Below are 19,633 nucleotides of genomic sequence, written 5' to 3'. Positions count from 1 at the left end.
AACGCATAATAACGATGGCGATGAAAAAGTTGCTCATAGCGTCGCTGCTGTTTAGCAGCGCCACCGTATACGGTGCTGAAGGGTTCGTAGTGAAAGATATTCATTTCGAAGGCCTTCAGCGTGTCGCCGTTGGTGCGGCCCTCCTCAGTATGCCGGTGCGCACAGGCGACACGGTTAATGATGAAGATATCAGTAATACCATTCGCGCTCTGTTTGCTACCGGCAACTTTGAGGATGTTCGCGTCCTTCGTGATGGTGATACCCTTCTGGTTCAGGTAAAAGAACGTCCGACCATTGCCAGCATTACTTTCTCCGGTAACAAATCGGTGAAAGATGACATGCTGAAGCAAAACCTCGAGGCTTCTGGTGTGCGTGTGGGCGAATCCCTCGATCGCACCACCATTGCCGATATCGAGAAAGGTCTGGAAGACTTCTACTACAGCGTCGGTAAATATAGCGCCAGCGTTAAAGCTGTCGTGACCCCGCTGCCGCGCAACCGTGTTGACCTAAAACTGGTGTTCCAGGAAGGTGTGTCAGCTGAAATCCAGCAAATTAACATTGTTGGTAACCATGCTTTCACCACCGATGAACTGATCTCTCATTTCCAACTGCGTGACGAAGTGCCGTGGTGGAACGTGGTAGGCGATCGTAAATACCAGAAACAGAAACTGGCAGGCGACCTTGAAACCCTGCGCAGTTACTATCTGGATCGCGGTTATGCCCGTTTCAACATCGATTCTACCCAGGTCAGTCTGACGCCAGATAAAAAAGGTATTTACGTCACGGTGAACATCACCGAAGGCGATCAGTACAAGCTTTCTGGCGTTGAAGTTAGCGGCAATCTTGCCGGGCACTCCGCTGAAATTGAGCAACTGACTAAGATCGAGCCGGGCGAGCTGTATAACGGCACCAAAGTGACCAAAATGGAAGATGACATTAAAAAGCTTCTTGGTCGCTATGGTTATGCCTATCCGCGCGTACAGTCGATGCCTGAAATTAACGATGCCGACAAAACCGTTAAATTACGCGTGAACGTTGATGCGGGTAACCGTTTCTATGTGCGTAAGATCCGTTTTGAAGGTAACGATACCTCGAAAGATGCCGTCCTGCGTCGCGAAATGCGTCAGATGGAAGGTGCATGGCTGGGGAGCGATCTGGTCGATCAGGGTAAGGAGCGTCTGAACCGTCTGGGCTTCTTTGAAACTGTCGATACCGATACCCAACGTGTTCCGGGGAGCCCGGATCAGGTTGATGTAGTTTACAAGGTGAAAGAACGTAACACCGGTAGCTTCAACTTCGGGATTGGTTACGGTACTGAAAGTGGCGTGAGCTTCCAGGCTGGTGTGCAACAGGATAACTGGTTAGGTACGGGTTATGCTGTTGGTATCAACGGGACCAAAAACGATTACCAGACCTATGCTGAACTGTCGGTAACCAACCCGTACTTCACCGTAGATGGCGTAAGCCTCGGTGGTCGTCTCTTCTATAATGACTTCCAGGCAGATGACGCCGACCTGTCCGACTATACCAACAAGAGTTATGGTACAGACGTGACGTTGGGCTTCCCGATCAACGAATATAACTCGCTGCGTGCAGGTCTGGGTTATGTACATAACTCCCTGTCCAACATGCAGCCGCAGGTTGCGATGTGGCGTTATCTGTACTCTATGGGTGAACATCCGAGCACCTCTGATCAGGATAACAGCTTCAAAACGGACGACTTCACGTTCAACTATGGTTGGACCTATAACAAGCTTGACCGTGGTTACTTCCCGACAGATGGTTCACGTGTCAACCTGACCGGTAAAGTGACCATTCCGGGATCGGATAACGAATACTACAAAGTGACGTTAGACACGGCGACTTATGTGCCGATTGATGATGATCACAAATGGGTTGTTCTGGGTCGTACCCGCTGGGGTTATGGTGATGGTTTAGGCGGCAAAGAGATGCCGTTCTATGAGAACTTCTATGCCGGTGGTTCCAGCACCGTGCGTGGCTTCCAGTCCAATACCATTGGTCCGAAAGCAGTTTACTTCCCGCATCAGGCCAGTAATTATGATCCGGACTATGATTACGAATGTGCGACTCAGGACGGCGCGAAAGATCTGTGTAAATCGGATGATGCTGTAGGCGGTAACGCCATGGCGGTTGCCAGCCTCGAGTTCATCACCCCGACGCCGTTTATTAGCGATAAGTATGCTAACTCGGTTCGTACTTCCTTCTTCTGGGATATGGGTACCGTTTGGGATACAAACTGGGATTCCAGCCAATATTCTGGATATCCGGACTATAGTGATCCAAGCAATATCCGTATGTCTGCGGGTATCGCATTACAATGGATGTCCCCATTGGGGCCGTTGGTGTTCTCCTACGCCCAGCCGTTCAAAAAGTACGATGGAGACAAGGCAGAACAGTTCCAGTTTAACATCGGTAAAACCTGGTAAGTGTTCTCCACAAAGGAATGTAGTGGTAGTGTAGCGATGACTTTAGGCGATCAATATAAGATCGCCGGGCCACGCAAAGAACTGCACCCTCCGGTGCAAATGGGATGGTAAGGAGTTTATTGTGAAAAAGTGGTTATTAGCTGCAGGTCTCGGTTTAGCACTGGCAACTTCTGCTCAGGCGGCTGACAAAATTGCAATCGTCAATATGGGCAGCCTGTTCCAGCAGGTAGCGCAGAAAACCGGTGTTTCTAACACGCTGGAAAACGAGTTCAAAGGCCGTGCCAGCGAACTGCAGCGTATGGAAACCGATCTGCAGGCTAAAATGAAAAAGCTGCAGTCCATGAAAGCGGGCAGCGATCGCACTAAGCTGGAAAAAGACGTGATGGCTCAGCGCCAGACTTTTGCTCAGAAAGCGCAGGCTTTTGAGCAGGATCGCGCACGTCGTTCCAACGAAGAACGCGGCAAACTGGTTACTCGTATCCAGACTGCTGTGAAATCAGTTGCCAACAGCCAGGATATCGATCTGGTTGTTGATGCAAACGCCGTTGCTTACAACAGCAGCGATGTAAAAGACATCACTGCCGACGTACTGAAACAGGTTAAATAAGTAATGCCTTCAATTCGACTGGCTGATTTAGCGCAGCAGTTGGATGCAGAACTACACGGTGATGGCGATATCGTCATCACCGGCGTTGCGTCCATGCAATCTGCACAAACAGGTCACATTACGTTCATGGTTAACCCCAAATACCGTGAGCATTTAGGCTTGTGCCAGGCGTCCGCGGTTGTCATGACCCAGGACGATCTTCCTTTCGCGAAAAGTGCCGCGCTGGTAGTGAAGAATCCCTACCTGACTTACGCGCGTATGGCGCAAATTTTAGATACCACGCCGCAGCCCGCGCAGAACATTGCACCCAGTGCGGTGATTGACGCGACGGCGAAGCTGGGTAACAACGTATCGATTGGCGCTAACGCGGTGATTGAGTCCGGCGTTGAACTGGGCGATAACGTGATTATCGGTGCCGGTTGCTTCGTAGGTAAAAACAGCAAAATCGGTGCAGGTTCGCGTCTCTGGGCGAACGTAACCATTTACCATGAGATCCAGATCGGTCAGAATTGCCTGATCCAGTCCGGAACAGTGGTAGGCGCAGACGGCTTTGGTTATGCTAACGATCGTGGTAACTGGGTGAAGATCCCACAGATTGGTCGCGTAATTATTGGCGATCGCGTGGAGATCGGTGCCTGCACTACCATTGATCGTGGCGCGCTGGATGACACTGTTATTGGCAATGGTGTGATCATTGATAACCAGTGCCAGATTGCACATAACGTCGTGATTGGCGACAATACGGCAGTTGCCGGTGGCGTCATTATGGCGGGCAGCCTGAAAATTGGTCGTTACTGCATGATCGGCGGAGCCAGCGTAATCAACGGGCATATGGAAATATGCGACAAAGTGACGGTTACGGGCATGGGTATGGTGATGCGTCCCATCACTGAACCAGGCGTCTATTCCTCAGGCATTCCGCTGCAACCCAACAAAGTCTGGCGCAAAACCGCTGCACTGGTGATGAACATTGATGACATGAGCAAGCGTCTGAAATCGCTTGAGCGCAAGGTTAATCAACAAGACTAACGTTCCATCTTTTGTTCGCCAAACTTTACGGCCTGTCTCATTCTTACGATTGCGGCAGGCCGTGTTATTATTGTCGTTTCTTATATTTTGACAGGAAGAGTATCTTGACTACTAACACTCATACTCTGCAGATTGAAGAGATTTTAGAACTTCTGCCGCACCGTTTCCCGTTCTTACTGGTGGATCGCGTGCTGGATTTTGAAGAAGGTCGTTTTCTGCGCGCAGTAAAAAATGTCTCTGTCAATGAGCCATTCTTCCAGGGCCATTTCCCTGGAAAACCGATTTTCCCGGGTGTGCTGATTCTGGAAGCAATGGCACAGGCAACAGGTATTCTGGCGTTTAAAAGCGTAGGAAAACTGGAACCGGGTGAGCTGTACTACTTCGCCGGTATTGACGAAGCGCGCTTTAAGCGCCCGGTCGTGCCTGGCGATCAAATGATCATGGAAGTCACTTTCGAAAAAACGCGCCGCGGCCTGACCCGTTTTAAAGGGGTTGCTCTGGTCGACGGTAAAGTAGTTTGCGAAGCAACGATGATGTGTGCTCGTAGCCGGGAGGCCTGATACGTGATTGATAAATCCGCCTTTGTGCATCCAACCGCCATTGTGGAAGAGGGCGCGTCGATTGGCGCGAACGCTCACATTGGTCCTTTTTGTATCGTTGGACCCCATGTCGAAATTGGTGAGGGTACCGTACTGAAATCTCACGTTGTCGTGAATGGTCATACTAAAATTGGCCGCGATAATGAGATTTATCAGTTCGCCTCCATCGGCGAAGTTAACCAGGATCTGAAATATGCTGGCGAACCGACCCGCGTGGAAATCGGCGATCGTAACCGCATTCGCGAAAGCGTCACCATTCATCGTGGCACAGTCCAGGGCGGTGGATTGACGAAGGTGGGCAGCGACAACTTACTGATGATCAATGCGCACATTGCGCACGATTGTACGGTAGGTAACCGCTGCATCCTCGCCAACAACGCAACGCTGGCGGGTCACGTATCGGTTGACGACTTCGCGATCATCGGCGGCATGACCGCAGTCCATCAGTTCTGCATCATTGGTGCGCATGTGATGGTTGGCGGCTGCTCCGGTGTGGCGCAGGACGTCCCTCCTTATGTCATTGCGCAGGGTAACCACGCAACGCCGTTCGGTGTCAATATCGAAGGGCTGAAGCGCCGCGGATTCAGCCGTGAGGCGATTACCGCTATCCGCAATGCGTATAAGCTGATTTATCGTAGCGGTAAAACGCTCGATGAAGTGAAACCGGAAATTGCTGAACTGGCGGAAACATATCCGGAAGTGAAAGCCTTTACCGATTTCTTTGCACGCTCAACGCGCGGTCTGATTCGTTAATGACTGAACAGCGTCCATTAACGATTGCCCTGGTCGCCGGAGAAACCTCCGGCGATATCCTGGGGGCCGGTTTAATCCGCGCTCTGAAAGAACGTGTGCCCAACGCCCGCTTTGTTGGTGTTGCCGGGCCACGAATGCAGGCTGAAGGCTGCGAAGCCTGGTACGAAATGGAAGAACTGGCAGTGATGGGCATTGTTGAAGTGCTAGGTCGTCTGCGTCGCTTACTACATATTCGTGCCGATCTGACAAAGCGTTTTGGCGAATTGAAGCCAGATGTTTTTGTTGGTATTGATGCGCCTGACTTCAATATTACTCTTGAAGGTAACCTCAAAAAGCAGGGTATCAAAACCATTCATTACGTCAGCCCGTCCGTCTGGGCGTGGCGACAGAAACGCGTTTTCAAAATAGGCAGAGCCACCGATCTGGTGCTCGCATTTCTGCCTTTCGAAAAAGCGTTTTATGACAAATACAACGTACCGTGCCGCTTTATCGGTCATACCATGGCTGATGCCATGCCATTAGATCCAGATAAAAATGGTGCCCGTGATGTGCTGGGGATCCCTTACGATGCCCACTGTCTGGCATTGTTGCCGGGCAGCCGTGGTGCAGAAGTCGAAATGCTTAGTGCCGATTTCCTGAAAACGGCCCAGCTTTTGCGCCAGACATATCCGGATCTCGAAATCGTGGTGCCGCTGGTGAATGCCAAACGCCGCGAGCAGTTTGAACGCATCAAAGCTGCAGTCGCGCCAGACCTGTCGGTTCATTTGCTGGATGGAATGGGCCGTGAGGCGATGGTCGCCAGTGATGCGGCGCTACTGGCGTCGGGTACGGCAGCACTGGAGTGTATGTTGGCTAAATGCCCGATGGTAGTGGGATATCGCATGAAGCCTTTCACCTTCTGGCTGGCGAAGCGACTGGTGAAAACTGATTATGTCTCGCTGCCAAATCTGCTGGCGGGCAGAGAGTTAGTCAAAGAGTTATTGCAGGAAGAGTGTGAGCCGCAAAAATTGGCTGCGGCGCTGTTACCGCTGTTGGCGAACGGGAAAACCAGCCATGCGATGCACGACACCTTCCGCGAGCTGCATCAGCAGATCCGCTGCAATGCCGATGAGCAGGCGGCACAAGCCGTTCTGGAGTTAGCACAATGATCGAATTTGTCTATCCGCACACGCAGCTGGTTGCGGGTGTGGATGAAGTCGGACGCGGGCCGTTAGTTGGCGCGGTCGTCACCGCTGCGGTGATCCTTGACCCGGCGCGCCCAATTGCCGGGCTGAATGATTCCAAAAAGCTGAGCGAAAAACGCCGTCTGGCGCTCTGTGAAGAGATCAAAGAGAAAGCGTTGAGCTGGAGTCTGGGCCGCGCGGAACCCCACGAAATCGACGAACTGAACATTCTTCATGCGACCATGCTGGCGATGCAGCGCGCCGTCGCGGGGCTGCATATTGCGCCGGAATATGTGTTGATTGATGGTAACCGCTGCCCAAAATTACCGATGCCTTCGATGGCAGTGGTGAAAGGCGATAGCCGCGTACCGGAAATCAGTGCTGCGTCCATCCTGGCGAAAGTGACGCGCGACGCCGAAATGGCGGCGCTGGATATTGTTTTCCCGCAATATGGTTTTGCCCAACACAAAGGGTATCCAACCGCTTTTCATCTGGAAAAACTGGCTGAATATGGCGCGACTGAACATCATCGTCGTAGCTTTGGGCCTGTCAAACGCGCACTGGGACTTGCGTCCTGATTCTTGTGTCGAGATTAAGTAAACCGGAATCTGAAGATGTCTGAACCACGTTTCGTACACCTGCGGGTGCACAGCGACTACTCGATGATCGATGGCCTGGCCAAAACCGCGCCGCTGGTAAAAAAGGCGGCGGCGTTGGGTATGCCAGCACTGGCGATCACCGATTTCACCAACCTTTGCGGTCTGGTGAAGTTCTACGGAGCGGGACATGGCGCAGGGATTAAGCCCATCGTCGGGGCAGATTTTAATGTCCAGTGCGACCTGCTGGGTGATGAGTTAACCCACCTGACGGTGCTGGCGGCGAACAATATCGGCTATCAGAATCTGACGTTGCTGATCTCAAAAGCGTATCAGCGCGGGTACGGTGCCGCCGGGCCGATCATCGATCGCGACTGGCTTATCGAATTAAACGAAGGGCTGATCCTCCTTTCCGGCGGGCGCATGGGCGACGTCGGGCGCAGTCTTTTGCGTGGTAACAGCGCGCTGGTAGATGAGTGCGTTGCGTTTTATGAAGAGCACTTCCCGGATCGCTATTTTCTCGAGCTGATCCGAACCGGCAGGCCGGACGAAGAAAGTTATCTGCACGCGGCAGTGGAACTGGCGGAAGCGCGCGGTTTGCCCGTCGTGGCGACCAATGACGTGCGCTTTATCGACAGCAGCGACTTTGACGCTCACGAAATCCGCGTCGCGATCCATGACGGCTTTACTCTCGACGATCCCAAACGCCCGCGTAATTATTCGCCGCAGCAATATATGCGCAGCGAAGAGGAGATGTGCGAGCTGTTTGCCGACATCCCCGAAGCCCTTGCCAACACTGTTGAGATCGCCAAACGCTGTAACGTGACTGTGCGTCTGGGTGAATACTTCCTGCCGCAGTTCCCGACCGGGGACATGAGCACCGAAGATTATCTGGTCAAGCGTGCAAAAGAAGGCCTGGAAGAGCGTCTGGCATTTTTATTCCCTGACGAGGAAGAACGTCTTAAGCGTCGCCCGGAGTATGACGAGCGTCTGGATACTGAACTTCAGGTTATCAACCAGATGGGCTTCCCGGGTTACTTCCTCATCGTTATGGAATTTATCCAGTGGTCGAAGGATAACGGCGTACCGGTAGGGCCTGGCCGTGGTTCCGGTGCAGGGTCACTGGTGGCCTACGCGCTGAAAATTACCGACCTCGATCCGCTGGAATTTGACCTGCTGTTCGAACGTTTCCTTAACCCGGAACGTGTCTCCATGCCTGACTTCGACGTTGACTTCTGTATGGAGAAACGTGACCAGGTTATCGAACACGTGGCGGACATGTACGGTCGCGATGCGGTATCGCAGATCATCACCTTCGGTACGATGGCGGCGAAAGCGGTGATCCGCGACGTAGGTCGTGTACTGGGGCATCCGTACGGATTTGTCGATCGTATCTCGAAACTGATCCCGCCCGATCCGGGGATGACGCTGGCGAAAGCGTTTGAAGCCGAGCCGCAACTGCCGGAAATCTACGAAGCGGATGAAGAAGTTAAGGCGCTGATCGACATGGCGCGCAAACTGGAAGGGGTCACCCGTAACGCCGGTAAGCACGCCGGTGGGGTGGTTATCGCGCCGACCAAAATTACCGATTTTGCGCCGCTTTATTGCGATGAAGAGGGCAAACATCCGGTTACCCAGTTTGATAAAAGCGACGTTGAATACGCCGGGCTGGTGAAGTTCGACTTCCTTGGTTTGCGTACGCTCACCATCATCAACTGGGCGCTGGAGATGATCAACAAGCGGCGGGCGAAGAATGGCGAGCCGCCGCTGGATATCGCCGCGATCCCGCTGGATGACAAGAAAAGTTTCGACATGCTGCAACGCTCTGAAACCACGGCGGTATTCCAGCTTGAATCGCGCGGCATGAAGGATCTGATCAAACGTCTGCAACCTGACTGCTTCGAAGATATGATCGCACTGGTGGCGCTATTCCGTCCCGGTCCGTTGCAATCAGGGATGGTGGATAACTTTATCGACCGTAAACATGGTCGCGAAGAGATCTCCTATCCGGATGTGCAGTGGCAGCATGAAAGCCTGAAACCGGTACTGGAGCCAACCTACGGCATTATCCTGTATCAGGAACAGGTCATGCAGATTGCCCAGGTGCTTTCTGGTTATACCCTCGGTGGCGCGGATATGCTGCGTCGTGCGATGGGTAAGAAAAAGCCGGAAGAGATGGCCAAGCAGCGTTCTGTATTTGCTGAAGGCGCAGAAAAGAACGGGATCAACGCCGAACTGGCGATGAAAATCTTCGACCTGGTGGAGAAATTCGCCGGTTACGGATTTAACAAATCGCACTCTGCGGCCTATGCTTTGGTGTCATATCAAACGTTATGGCTGAAAGCGCACTATCCGGCGGAGTTTATGGCGGCAGTAATGACCGCCGATATGGACAACACCGAGAAGGTGGTGGGCCTGGTGGATGAGTGCTGGCGGATGGGGCTGAAAATCCTGCCACCAGATATAAACTCCGGTCTTTACCATTTCCACGTCAACGACGACGGCGAAATCGTGTATGGTATTGGCGCGATCAAAGGGGTAGGTGAAGGTCCGATTGAGGCGATCATCGAAGCCCGTAATAAAGGCGGCTATTTCCGTGAACTGTTTGATCTCTGCGCCCGTACAGACACCAAAAAGTTAAACCGGCGAGTGCTGGAAAAACTGATCATGTCCGGGGCGTTTGACCGTCTTGGGCCACACCGTGCGGCGCTGATGAACTCGCTGGGCGATGCGTTAAAGGCGGCTGATCAACACGCGAAAGCAGAAGCCATCGGTCAGGCCGATATGTTCGGCGTGCTGGCAGAAGAGCCGGAACAAATTGAACAATCCTACGCCAGTTGCCAACCGTGGCCGGAGCAGGTGGTGTTAGATGGGGAACGTGAAACGTTAGGTCTGTACCTGACGGGACACCCTATCAACCAGTATTTAAAAGAGATTGAGCGTTATGTCGGAGGCGTAAGGCTGAAAGACATGCACCCGACAGAACGTGGTAAAGTCACCACGGCTGCGGGGCTCGTTGTTGCTGCGCGGGTTATGGTCACCAAGCGCGGCAATCGTATCGGTATCTGCACGCTGGATGACCGTTCCGGGCGGCTGGAAGTGATGTTGTTTACTGACGCCCTGGATAAATACCAGCAATTGCTGGAAAAAGACCGCATACTTATCGTCAGCGGACAGGTCAGCTTTGATGACTTCAGCGGTGGGCTTAAAATGACCGCTCGCGAAGTGATGGATATTGACGAAGCCCGGGAAAAATATGCTCGCGGGCTTGCTATCTCGCTGACGGACAGGCAAATTGATGACCAGCTTTTAAACCGACTCCGTCAGTCTCTGGAACCCCACCGCTCTGGGACAATTCCAGTACATCTCTACTATCAGAGGGCGGATGCACGCGCGCGGTTGCGTTTTGGCGCGACGTGGCGTGTCTCTCCGAGCGATCGTTTATTAAACGATCTCCGTGGCCTCATTGGTTCGGAGCAGGTGGAACTGGAGTTTGACTAATACAGGAATACTATGAGTCTGAATTTCCTTGATTTTGAACAGCCGATTGCAGAGCTGGAAGCGAAAATCGATTCTCTGACTGCGGTTAGCCGCCAGGATGAGAAACTGGATATTAATATCGATGAAGAAGTGCATCGTCTGCGTGAAAAAAGCGTAGAACTGACGCGTAAAATCTTCGCCGATCTCGGTGCATGGCAGATTGCGCAATTGGCACGCCATCCACAGCGTCCTTATACCCTGGATTACGTTCGCCTGGCCTTTGATGAATTTGACGAACTGGCTGGCGACCGCGCGTATGCAGACGATAAAGCTATCGTCGGTGGTATCGCCCGTCTCGATGGTCGTCCGGTGATGATCATTGGTCATCAAAAAGGTCGTGAAACCAAAGAAAAAATTCGCCGTAACTTTGGTATGCCAGCGCCAGAAGGTTACCGCAAAGCACTGCGTCTGATGCAAATGGCTGAACGCTTTAAGATGCCAATCATCACCTTTATCGACACCCCGGGGGCTTATCCTGGCGTGGGCGCAGAAGAACGCGGTCAGTCTGAAGCCATTGCACGCAACCTGCGTGAAATGTCTCGCCTTAGCGTACCGACTATCTGCACTGTTATCGGTGAAGGTGGTTCTGGCGGCGCACTGGCAATTGGCGTGGGCGATAAAGTGAATATGCTGCAATACAGCACCTATTCCGTTATCTCGCCGGAAGGTTGCGCGTCCATTCTGTGGAAGAGCGCCGACAAAGCACCGCTGGCGGCTGAAGCGATGGGGATCATCGCTCCGCGTCTGAAAGAACTGAAACTGATCGACTCCATCATCCCGGAACCGCTGGGCGGCGCTCACCGTAACCCGGAAGCGATGGCGGCGTCTCTGAAAGCGCAACTGCTGGCGGATCTGGCCGATCTCGACGTGTTAAGTACTGAAGATTTAAAAAATCGTCGTTATCAGCGCCTGATGAGCTACGGCTACGCGTAATCGGCAAATGTTCTGAAAGGGGTCACTTCGGTGGCCCTTTTTTATCGTCACGGTTTGAGCAGGCTATGATTAAGGAAGGATTTTCCAGGAGGAACACATGAACATCATTGCCATTATGGGACCGCATGGCGTCTTTTATAAAGATGAGCCCATCAAAGAACTGGAGTCGGCGCTGGTGGCGCAAGGCTTTCAGATTATCTGGCCACAAAACAGCGTTGATTTGCTGAAGTTTATCGAACATAACCCACGAATTTGCGGCGTGATTTTTGACTGGGATGAGTACAGTCTCGATTTATGTAGCGATATCAATCAACTTAATGAATATCTCCCGCTTTATGCCTTCATCAACACCCACTCGACGATGGATGTCAGCGTGCAGGATATGCGGATGGCGCTCTGGTTTTTTGAATATGCGCTGGGGCAGGCGGAAGATATCGCCATTCGTATGCGTCAGTACACCAACGAATATCTTGATAACATTACGCCGCCGTTCACGAAAGCCTTGTTTACCTACGTCAAAGAGCGGAAGTACACCTTTTGTACGCCGGGGCATATGGGCGGCACCGCATATCAAAAAAGCCCGGTTGGCTGTCTGTTTTATGATTTTTTCGGCGGGAATACCCTCAAGGCGGACGTCTCTATTTCGGTCACCGAGCTTGGTTCGTTGCTCGACCACACCGGGCCACACCTGGAAGCGGAAGAGTACATCGCGCGGACGTTTGGCGCGGAACAGAGTTATATCGTTACCAACGGAACATCGACGTCGAACAAAATTGTGGGTATGTACGCCGCGCCATCCGGCAGTACGCTGTTGATCGACCGCAATTGTCATAAATCGCTGGCGCATCTGTTGATGATGAACGATGTAGTGCCAGTCTGGCTGAAACCGACGCGTAATGCGTTGGGGATTCTGGGTGGGATCCCGCGCGGTGAATTTACTCGCGACAGCATCGAAGAGAAAGTCGCTGCCACCACGCAGGCACAATGGCCGGTTCATGCGGTGATCACCAACTCCACCTATGATGGCTTGCTCTACAACACCGACTGGATCAAACAGACGCTGGATGTCCCGTCGATTCACTTCGATTCTGCCTGGGTGCCGTACACCCATTTTCATCCAATCTACCAGGGTAAAAGTGGTATGAGCGGCGAGCGTGTTGCAGGAAAAGTGATCTTCGAAACGCAGTCGACCCACAAAATGCTGGCGGCGTTATCGCAGGCGTCGCTGATCCACATTAAAGGTGAGTATGACGAAGAGGCGTTTAACGAAGCCTTTATGATGCATACCACCACCTCGCCCAGTTATCCCATTGTTGCTTCTGTTGAGACGGCGGCGGCGATGTTGCGTGGTAATCCGGGCAAACGGCTGATTAACCGTTCAGTAGAACGAGCTCTGCATTTTCGCAAAGAGGTCCAGCGGCTGCGGGAAGAGTCTGACGGCTGGTTTTTCGATATCTGGCAACCGCCGCAGGTGGATGAAGCCGAATGCTGGCCCGTTGCGCCTGGCGAACAGTGGCACGGCTTTAGCGATGCGGATGCCAATCACATGTTTCTCGATCCGGTTAAAGTCACTATTTTGACACCGGGGATGGACGAGCAGGGCAATATGAGCGAGGAGGGGATCCCGGCGGCGCTGGTGGCAAAATTCCTCGACGAACGTGGGATCGTAGTAGAGAAAACCGGCCCTTATAACCTGCTGTTTCTCTTTAGTATTGGCATCGATAAAACCAAAGCAATGGGATTATTGCGTGGGTTGACGGAATTTAAGCGCTCTTACGATCTCAACCTGCGGATCAAAAATATGCTGCCCGATCTCTATGCAGAAGATCCCGATTTCTACCGCAATATGCGTATTCAGGATCTGGCGCAAGGGATCCATAAGCTGATTCGTAAACACGATCTTCCCGGTTTGATGTTGCGGGCATTTGATACCTTGCCGGAGATGATCATGACGCCACATCAGGCATGGCAGAGACAGATTAAAGGCGAAGTAGAAACCATTGCGCTGGAACAACTGGTCGGTAGAGTATCGGCAAATATGATCCTGCCTTATCCACCCGGCGTACCGCTGCTGATGCCGGGAGAAATGCTTACCGAAGAGAGCCGCACGGTACTCGATTTTCTACTGATGCTTTGTTCCGTAGGGCAACATTACCCCGGTTTTGAAACGGATATTCACGGCGCGAAACAGGACGAAGACGGTGTTTACCGCGTACGAGTCCTAAAAATGGCAGGATAACTTGCCAGAGCGGCTTCCGGGCGAGTAACGTGCTGTTAACAAATAAAGGAGACGTTATGCTGGGTTTAAAACAGGTTCACCATATTGCGATTATTGCGACGGATTATGCGATGAGCAAAGCTTTCTACTGCGATATTCTTGGTTTCACGCTGCAAAGCGAAGTCTATCGCGAAGCGCGCGACTCGTGGAAAGGGGATTTGGCGCTTAATGGGCAATATGTGATTGAGCTTTTCTCATTTCCGTTCCCGCCGGAGCGCCCCAGCCGACCGGAAGCTTGCGGCCTGCGTCATCTGGCTTTTAGCGTTGATGATATCGATGCGGCAGTGGCGCACCTTGAAAGCCATAACGTGAAGTGTGAAGCCATCCGTGTCGATCCCTACACGCAAAAACGCTTCACGTTCTTTAACGATCCGGACGGGCTGCCGTTGGAACTGTATGAGCAGTAAGGCTTGTCATCGCCGCATTTGCCCGGTAACGTGCCCGGCATTGCTACTGTAAAATCGCACCATCATGACACTCACGCTCAATAGACAACTTCTCTCCTCACGCCAGATTCTGGTGGCCTTTAGCGGCGGCCTTGATTCTACTGTCTTACTGCATCAACTGGTGCAGTGGCGGACGGAAAATCCGGGCGTCACTCTGCGCGCTATCCATGTGCATCACGGTTTAAGCGCCAATGCTGATGCATGGGTGAAACATTGTGAAAACATCTGCCAACAGTGGCAGGTGCCGCTGGTGGTCGAACGTGTGCAGCTTGCGCAAGAGGGGCTAGGTATTGAGGCTCAGGCTCGGCAGGCGCGTTATCAGGCATTTGCCCGCACCTTGTTACCCGGCGAAGTGCTGGTTACAGCGCAACATCTTGACGATCAATGTGAAACCTTTCTGCTGGCGCTAAAACGCGGTAGCGGCCCTGCCGGGCTTTCGGCTATGGCGGAAGTTTCGGAGTTTGCCGGAACACAGCTTATCCGCCCGTTGCTTGCCCGCACGCGGGGGGAACTGGAGCAGTGGGCGTTGGCGCATGGTTTACGCTGGATTGAAGACGAAAGTAATCAGGATGATAGCTACGATCGTAACTTTCTGCGCCTGCGCGTAGTGCCGTTATTGCAGCAGCGTTGGCCGCATTTTGCCGAAGCAACAGCGCGCAGCGCCGCACTTTGCGCTGAACAAGAGAGCCTGTTAGATGAACTGCTGGCGGATGATTTAGCGCACTGTCAAACTCCGCAGGGGACGCTGCAGATTGCGCCAATGCTGGCGATGAGTGATGCCCGTCGCGCGGCGATTATCCGCCGCTGGCTAGCAGGGCAGAATGCACCGATGCCTTCCCGCGACGCGTTGGTGAGGATCTGGCAGGAAGTGGCGCTGGCGCGGGAAGATGCCTCCCCCTGTTTACGTTTGGGCGCGTTTGAAATCCGCCGCTATCAGTCGCAACTATGGTGGATTAAATCCGTTGCCGGGCAAAGCGAAACCATTCTGCCGTGGCAGACGTGGCTACAACCGCTGGAATTACCGGCGGGGCTGGGAAGTGTACAGCTTACTGCGGGAGGCGATATTCGCCCTCCGCGTGCAGATGAAGCGGTCAGCGTGCGTTTCAAAGCGCCAGGACTGCTGCATATTGTCGGGCGCAACGGCGGACGTAAGCTGAAGAAAATCTGGCAAGAGTTAGGCGTTCCGCCGTGGCTACGTGATACCACGCCACTGCTGTTTTATGGCGAAACGCTGATTGCGGCGGCAGGGGTATTTGTGACGCAAGAAGGTGTGGCTGTAGGTGAGAATGGCGTCAGTTTTGTCTGGCAGAAAACGCTTAGTCAAGTGAAAGCCGGATAAGACGCATCAAACGTCGCATCCGGCGAAAGTCAATCAGGACTCGCTCACCACCACCGTACCGATTTCCGGGTGGCTAAAGCTGGTAATTTTATCCAGACGCAGCTCGCGGGTTGCACCAGCGGCCTCGACGACCAGATACTCCACATTTTTGCGGGAGACTAAATCGCTGGCCTTCGCCTGCAATTTTTCGCCATCTTTCAGCTCAAGTGTCAGCATTAAATGATGCTGGCAGGCGAGCTCAAGATTATCGTAATCATCACAATTGATTGGTTGATACGTATCATTCATTGACATAATCGCTCACCAGTAAGTTTGCCGCAGCGTATGCTGCTTTTTCCCTGACAGCCTCAGAAAGGGTGTCGTCGGCAGCCATTTCATTCAGCACTTTCAAAACGCAGCCCAGCGCGTCCGGAACGTATCCTAAGTCTCCGCTGGCGATTTCCGCGTACCGCTTGCGTATTAACTCACAATATTTTTCCACATGCCCTCCTGTCAGCACTCTGACTTAACCGTGGATGCAAGTCTAAGCCTACGAAGATAAACTCTGTTTCGCAAGGTGACTATACCACACTCATTTCTGCAATATCAGCGCCGCAACTGCACGTATTCCGTTACAATGGCCTCCTGATTCGAAAGGAGTTTTCTTATGGCGCTTAAAGCGACAATTTATAAAGCGACGGTTAATGTGGCCGATCTCGACCGCAACCAGTTTCTCGATGCCTCTCTGACGTTGGCGCGCCATCCTTCAGAAACCCAGGAGCGTATGATGCTGCGCCTGCTGGCGTGGCTAAAATATGCCGATGAACGTCTGCAATTTACCCGTGGTTTGTGTGCCGATGATGAGCCGGAAGCGTGGCTGCGTAACGATCATTTGGGTATTGATTTGTGGATTGAGCTGGGGCTGCCGGATGAGCGACGGATTAAGAAAGCCTGCACCCAGGCCGCAGAAGTGGCGCTGTTTGCCTATAATAGTCGGGCGGCGCAAATCTGGTGGCAGCAAAATCAGAGCAAATGTGCGCAGTTTGCCAATCTTTCCGTCTGGTATCTGGACGACGAGCAGCTGGCGAAAGTGAGCGGCTTTGCCGATCGTACCATGACGCTGCAGGCAACGATTCAGGATGGTGTTATCTGGTTATCGGATGATAAGAATAATCTGGAAGTGAACTTAACCGTCTGGCAACAACCTTCATGATTGTGATTTCCCGACATGTTGCTATCCCTGATGGCGAGTTTGAGATCACCGCCATTCGTGCGCAGGGCGCGGGCGGGCAGCATGTTAATAAGACCTCAACGGCTATTCATCTGCGTTTTGACATTCGGGCGTCCAGCCTGCCAGAGTATTACAAAGAGCGTCTGCTCGCCGCCAGCCATCATTTGATCAGCAGTGACGGAGTGATTGTCATTAAGGCACAGGAATACCGAAGTCAGGAACTGAACCGCGAAGCGGCGCTGGCCCGGCTGGTGGCAGTGATTAAAGATTTAACAACAGAACAAAAAGCCCGAAGACCTACGCGGCCCACCCGTGCATCGAAAGAGCGCAGGCTGGCATCGAAAGCACAAAAATCAAGCGTGAAGGCGATGCGCGGCAAAGTGCGCAGCGGTCGGGAATAAAAAGAAGGAATGGATGGTGAAAAAAGCGATAGTGACAGCGATGGCTGTAATCAGCCTCTTTACTCTGATGGGATGTAATAATCGGGCCGAAGTCGATACGCTTTCTCCGGCGCAGGCTGCCGAATTGAAACCGATGCCGCAAAGTTGGCGCGGCGTGCTGCCGTGTGCTGATTGCGAAGGAATCGAAACCTCTCTGTTCCTCGAAAAAGACGGAACCTGGGTGATGAATGAGCGTTATCTGGGGGCTCGTGAAGAACCTTCCTCCTTCGCTTCCTACGGTACATGGGCGCGAACCGCTGACAAGCTGGTATTAACCGATAGCAAAGGTGAAAAGTCATATTATCGCGCGAAAGGAGATGCGCTGGAGATGCTCGATCGTGAAGGTAATCCGATTGAATCGCAGTTCAACTACACGCTGGAACCGGCACAATCCAGCTTACCCATGACGCCGATGACCCTGCGGGGCATGTATTTTTATATGGCTGATGCGGCGACCTTCACTGATTGCGCGACCGGAAAACGTTTTATTGTGGCGAATAACGCAGAGCTGGAGCGTGGCTACCTGGCTGCGCGCGGTAACAGTGAAAAACCAGTGTTACTGTCAGTTGAAGGTCACTTTACGCTGGAGGCTAATCCCGATACCGGTGCGCCGACTAAAGTATTAGCGCCCGATACGGCAGGTAAATTTTACCCAAACCAGGATTGCAGTAGTTTGGGGCTGTAACCCGTCTTGAGACAGAAACAAATGAAATATTGCCTCATGCGCTGCGCTTATCAGGCCTAAAGCATACAATGCAATATTTTGAATTAGCACGATTTTGTAGGCCGGATAAGGCGTTTGAACTGAACCCCAAAACCTGGACAGTTTCAGTTAACCGGCTTTTTGATACTCAGTCCGGTATTCTACCGGGCTGAGTCCCCCAAGACTGAGTTTTATTCTTTTTTGATTCCAGTAAGTTATGTATTCGTTAACGGCATTTTCCAGCTCTTCTACATTTCTGTAGTCCCGGCGATAGTACATTTCTTCTTTCAGGTGACCAAAGAAGTTCTCCATTACCGCATTATCAAGGCTGTTGCCCTTGCGCGACATGCTCTGCACTAACCCTCTGTCCGCCAGGGCGGACTGATAACTTTTTATCCGGTAATGCCATCCTTGATCACTGTGGAGCAGCGGTTTCTCCCCTTCAGCAAGGCTTTCCAGACCCTTATTTAACATCCGCTTCACCAGCTCCTCTGTAGGCCTGCAGGCCGTTTCCCACGCCACGATTTCCCCGTAAAACAAATCAAGTATCGGGGACAGGTACAGTTTTTGTCCGCCAGCCCTGAATTCGGTGATATCTGTCACCCATTTCTCACAGGGAGCTTCCGCTTTGAACTGTCGCTGAAGGATATTTTCTGCAGCGAGTCCCATATTTCCCCGGTAAGACCGGTATTTCTTCAGGCGCACAGGAGACTTCAGGCCGAGCTGTTGCATCAGTTTTCTCACCGTTTTGCCACTGAACTTAAGACCTCTTTTCTGAAGCTCACAATGGATCCGCCGGTACCCATAACATCCCCGGTGTTCATGGAAGATGGAGGCTATGAGCTGTTTCACATCAGCATACTTGTCCTTAGCCTTCTGCAGTGACAGCTGGTAGTACAGCGTGCTTCTGCCCTGCGGCCTTTAACAGGTCAGACTGGCAGTGTCCGTACCTCAGGCTCTGGATGACTTTCGTTTTTTCTCCAGCTCCTGGCGCTTTTTTTCCAGAAGATGCTCCTGCATGGCTTTCAGATATGCATTTTCTGCGCGAAGATAACGCAGCTCATTCTTCATCTCTTCCGGCGTCATGTTTGCCTCGTTTTCATGGGTATCATCAGAACGGGTCATGCTTTTCTCCTTCCTGCGCCTGATAAAGGCCTCATTACCAGATTTGCGGTAGCCTTTTATCCAGTTTTTAACCGTGTTGTGGCTGGGAATGTTAAACCGGGCTGCTACCCGGGGTAGAGACTCAGAATGCCCGAGAGCATAAAGAACCACGCAAAGTTTATCTTCAGGAGAATAGCTACGCTTGTGTCTGCAATCCAGTGCCCGAGGACCGTGAAGAAGAAAAAGATTAATCCAGTGTGAGAGGCTGGTGTGAGAAAGTTGAAAGAGTTTTGCCGTAGAAATGATGCCTGCATGACCAGCCAGGTAATGATTTACAGCGGCAAGTTTTACTTCAAATGAATGTTTCATAAACTGCACCTTCAGATGTCAGATTATGTCCAACATTTGGGGTGCAGTTCAGTTCACGCCGCATCCGGCATTTTGCG

The 19,633-nt window shown here is 52.3% G+C and carries 17 protein-coding genes and 1 pseudogene; 15 read left to right on the top strand and 3 right to left on the bottom strand.

Features of this window, described 5'->3' with window-relative positions:
- Window positions 1-14 precede the first annotated feature (14 nt).
- The 12 genes from bamA (at window position 15) to tilS (ending at window position 15,730) form a co-directional block, all read left to right on the top strand.
- On the top strand, window positions 15-2,447 hold the full coding sequence (gene bamA, locus HBM92_RS19595) for an outer membrane protein assembly factor BamA (protein WP_001240896.1): 2,433 nt from the start codon (window positions 15-17) through the stop codon (window positions 2,445-2,447).
- A 121-nt stretch (window positions 2,448-2,568) separates the two neighbouring features.
- Entirely contained in the window at window positions 2,569-3,054 is a 486-nt protein-coding gene (gene skp, locus HBM92_RS19590) for a molecular chaperone Skp (protein WP_000758956.1), read from the top strand.
- Between the two features lie 3 nt (window positions 3,055-3,057).
- A complete protein-coding gene (lpxD, locus tag HBM92_RS19585) occupies window positions 3,058-4,083 on the top strand; it encodes a UDP-3-O-(3-hydroxymyristoyl)glucosamine N-acyltransferase (RefSeq protein ID WP_001139282.1) in 1,026 nt (341 codons plus the stop codon).
- A gap of 104 nt (window positions 4,084-4,187) precedes the next feature.
- Window positions 4,188-4,643 (top strand): 3-hydroxyacyl-ACP dehydratase FabZ, encoded by a 456-nt coding sequence (gene fabZ, locus HBM92_RS19580; RefSeq protein ID WP_000210739.1) that lies wholly within the window; start codon window positions 4,188-4,190, stop codon window positions 4,641-4,643.
- A gap of 3 nt (window positions 4,644-4,646) precedes the next feature.
- Window positions 4,647-5,435, top strand: a complete 789-nt coding sequence (gene lpxA / locus HBM92_RS19575) for an acyl-ACP--UDP-N-acetylglucosamine O-acyltransferase (protein ID WP_000565966.1) — start codon at window positions 4,647-4,649, stop codon at window positions 5,433-5,435.
- Window positions 5,435-6,583 (top strand): lipid-A-disaccharide synthase, encoded by a 1,149-nt coding sequence (lpxB, locus tag HBM92_RS19570; RefSeq protein WP_000139678.1) that lies wholly within the window; start codon window positions 5,435-5,437, stop codon window positions 6,581-6,583. Before lpxA ends, lpxB begins: the two co-directional genes overlap by 1 nt.
- Entirely contained in the window at window positions 6,580-7,176 is a 597-nt protein-coding gene (gene rnhB / locus HBM92_RS19565) for a ribonuclease HII (protein WP_000569424.1), read from the top strand. The genes lpxB and rnhB overlap by 4 nt, the downstream gene beginning before the upstream one ends.
- 36 nt (window positions 7,177-7,212) lie before the next feature.
- Window positions 7,213-10,695, top strand: coding sequence for a DNA polymerase III subunit alpha (gene dnaE, locus HBM92_RS19560; RefSeq protein WP_001294736.1), 3,483 nt, complete (start codon window positions 7,213-7,215; stop codon window positions 10,693-10,695).
- A gap of 12 nt (window positions 10,696-10,707) precedes the next feature.
- Entirely contained in the window at window positions 10,708-11,667 is a 960-nt protein-coding gene (accA, locus tag HBM92_RS19555; protein ID WP_000055746.1) for an acetyl-CoA carboxylase carboxyl transferase subunit alpha, read from the top strand.
- Between the two features lie 97 nt (window positions 11,668-11,764).
- Window positions 11,765-13,906, top strand: coding sequence for a lysine decarboxylase LdcC (ldcC, locus tag HBM92_RS19550; RefSeq protein ID WP_001021003.1), 2,142 nt, complete (start codon window positions 11,765-11,767; stop codon window positions 13,904-13,906).
- A gap of 56 nt (window positions 13,907-13,962) precedes the next feature.
- A complete protein-coding gene (locus HBM92_RS19545) occupies window positions 13,963-14,352 on the top strand; it encodes a VOC family protein (protein ID WP_000901082.1) in 390 nt (129 codons plus the stop codon).
- Between the two features lie 64 nt (window positions 14,353-14,416).
- A complete protein-coding gene (gene tilS, locus HBM92_RS19540; protein WP_000176513.1) occupies window positions 14,417-15,730 on the top strand; it encodes a tRNA lysidine(34) synthetase TilS in 1,314 nt (437 codons plus the stop codon).
- A 33-nt stretch (window positions 15,731-15,763) separates the two neighbouring features.
- Here tilS and rof read toward each other — a convergent pair whose 3' ends face one another.
- On the bottom strand, window positions 15,764-16,024 hold the full coding sequence (rof, locus tag HBM92_RS19535) for a Rho-binding antiterminator (RefSeq protein WP_000062311.1): 261 nt from the start codon (window positions 16,022-16,024) through the stop codon (window positions 15,764-15,766).
- Window positions 16,011-16,211, bottom strand: coding sequence for a YaeP family protein (locus HBM92_RS19530; RefSeq protein WP_000417060.1), 201 nt, complete (start codon window positions 16,209-16,211; stop codon window positions 16,011-16,013). Before HBM92_RS19530 ends, rof begins: the two co-directional genes overlap by 14 nt.
- 165 nt (window positions 16,212-16,376) lie before the next feature.
- Here HBM92_RS19530 and HBM92_RS19525 point away from each other — a divergent pair, with 165 nt between their 5' ends.
- Genes HBM92_RS19525 through nlpE form a run of 3 tightly spaced genes read left to right on the top strand, consistent with a single transcriptional unit; the run spans window position 16,377 to window position 18,065 of the window.
- Window positions 16,377-16,922: a YaeQ family protein gene (locus HBM92_RS19525; protein ID WP_001185284.1), complete on the top strand. Its 546-nt coding sequence runs from the start codon at window positions 16,377-16,379 to the stop codon at window positions 16,920-16,922.
- Window positions 16,919-17,341, top strand: a complete 423-nt coding sequence (gene arfB, locus HBM92_RS19520; RefSeq protein WP_000635528.1) for an alternative ribosome rescue aminoacyl-tRNA hydrolase ArfB — start codon at window positions 16,919-16,921, stop codon at window positions 17,339-17,341. Before HBM92_RS19525 ends, arfB begins: the two co-directional genes overlap by 4 nt.
- Window positions 17,342-17,354: 13 nt before the next feature.
- Window positions 17,355-18,065 (top strand): envelope stress response activation lipoprotein NlpE, encoded by a 711-nt coding sequence (nlpE, locus tag HBM92_RS19515; protein WP_000239175.1) that lies wholly within the window; start codon window positions 17,355-17,357, stop codon window positions 18,063-18,065.
- Between the two features lie 147 nt (window positions 18,066-18,212).
- Here nlpE and HBM92_RS19510 read toward each other — a convergent pair.
- Window positions 18,213-19,556 (bottom strand): annotated as a pseudogene (locus tag HBM92_RS19510) (IS3-like element IS1397 family transposase).
- Window positions 19,557-19,633 lie beyond the last annotated feature (77 nt).

The organism is Escherichia sp. E.sYA108 (genome assembly GCF_011754335.1).
In the GTDB taxonomy this organism is placed as follows: Bacteria; Pseudomonadota; Gammaproteobacteria; order Enterobacterales; family Enterobacteriaceae; genus Escherichia; species Escherichia coli.
Note: the sequence above shows the minus strand (reverse complement) of the source record. Positions and strands in the feature narration are given on the sequence as shown.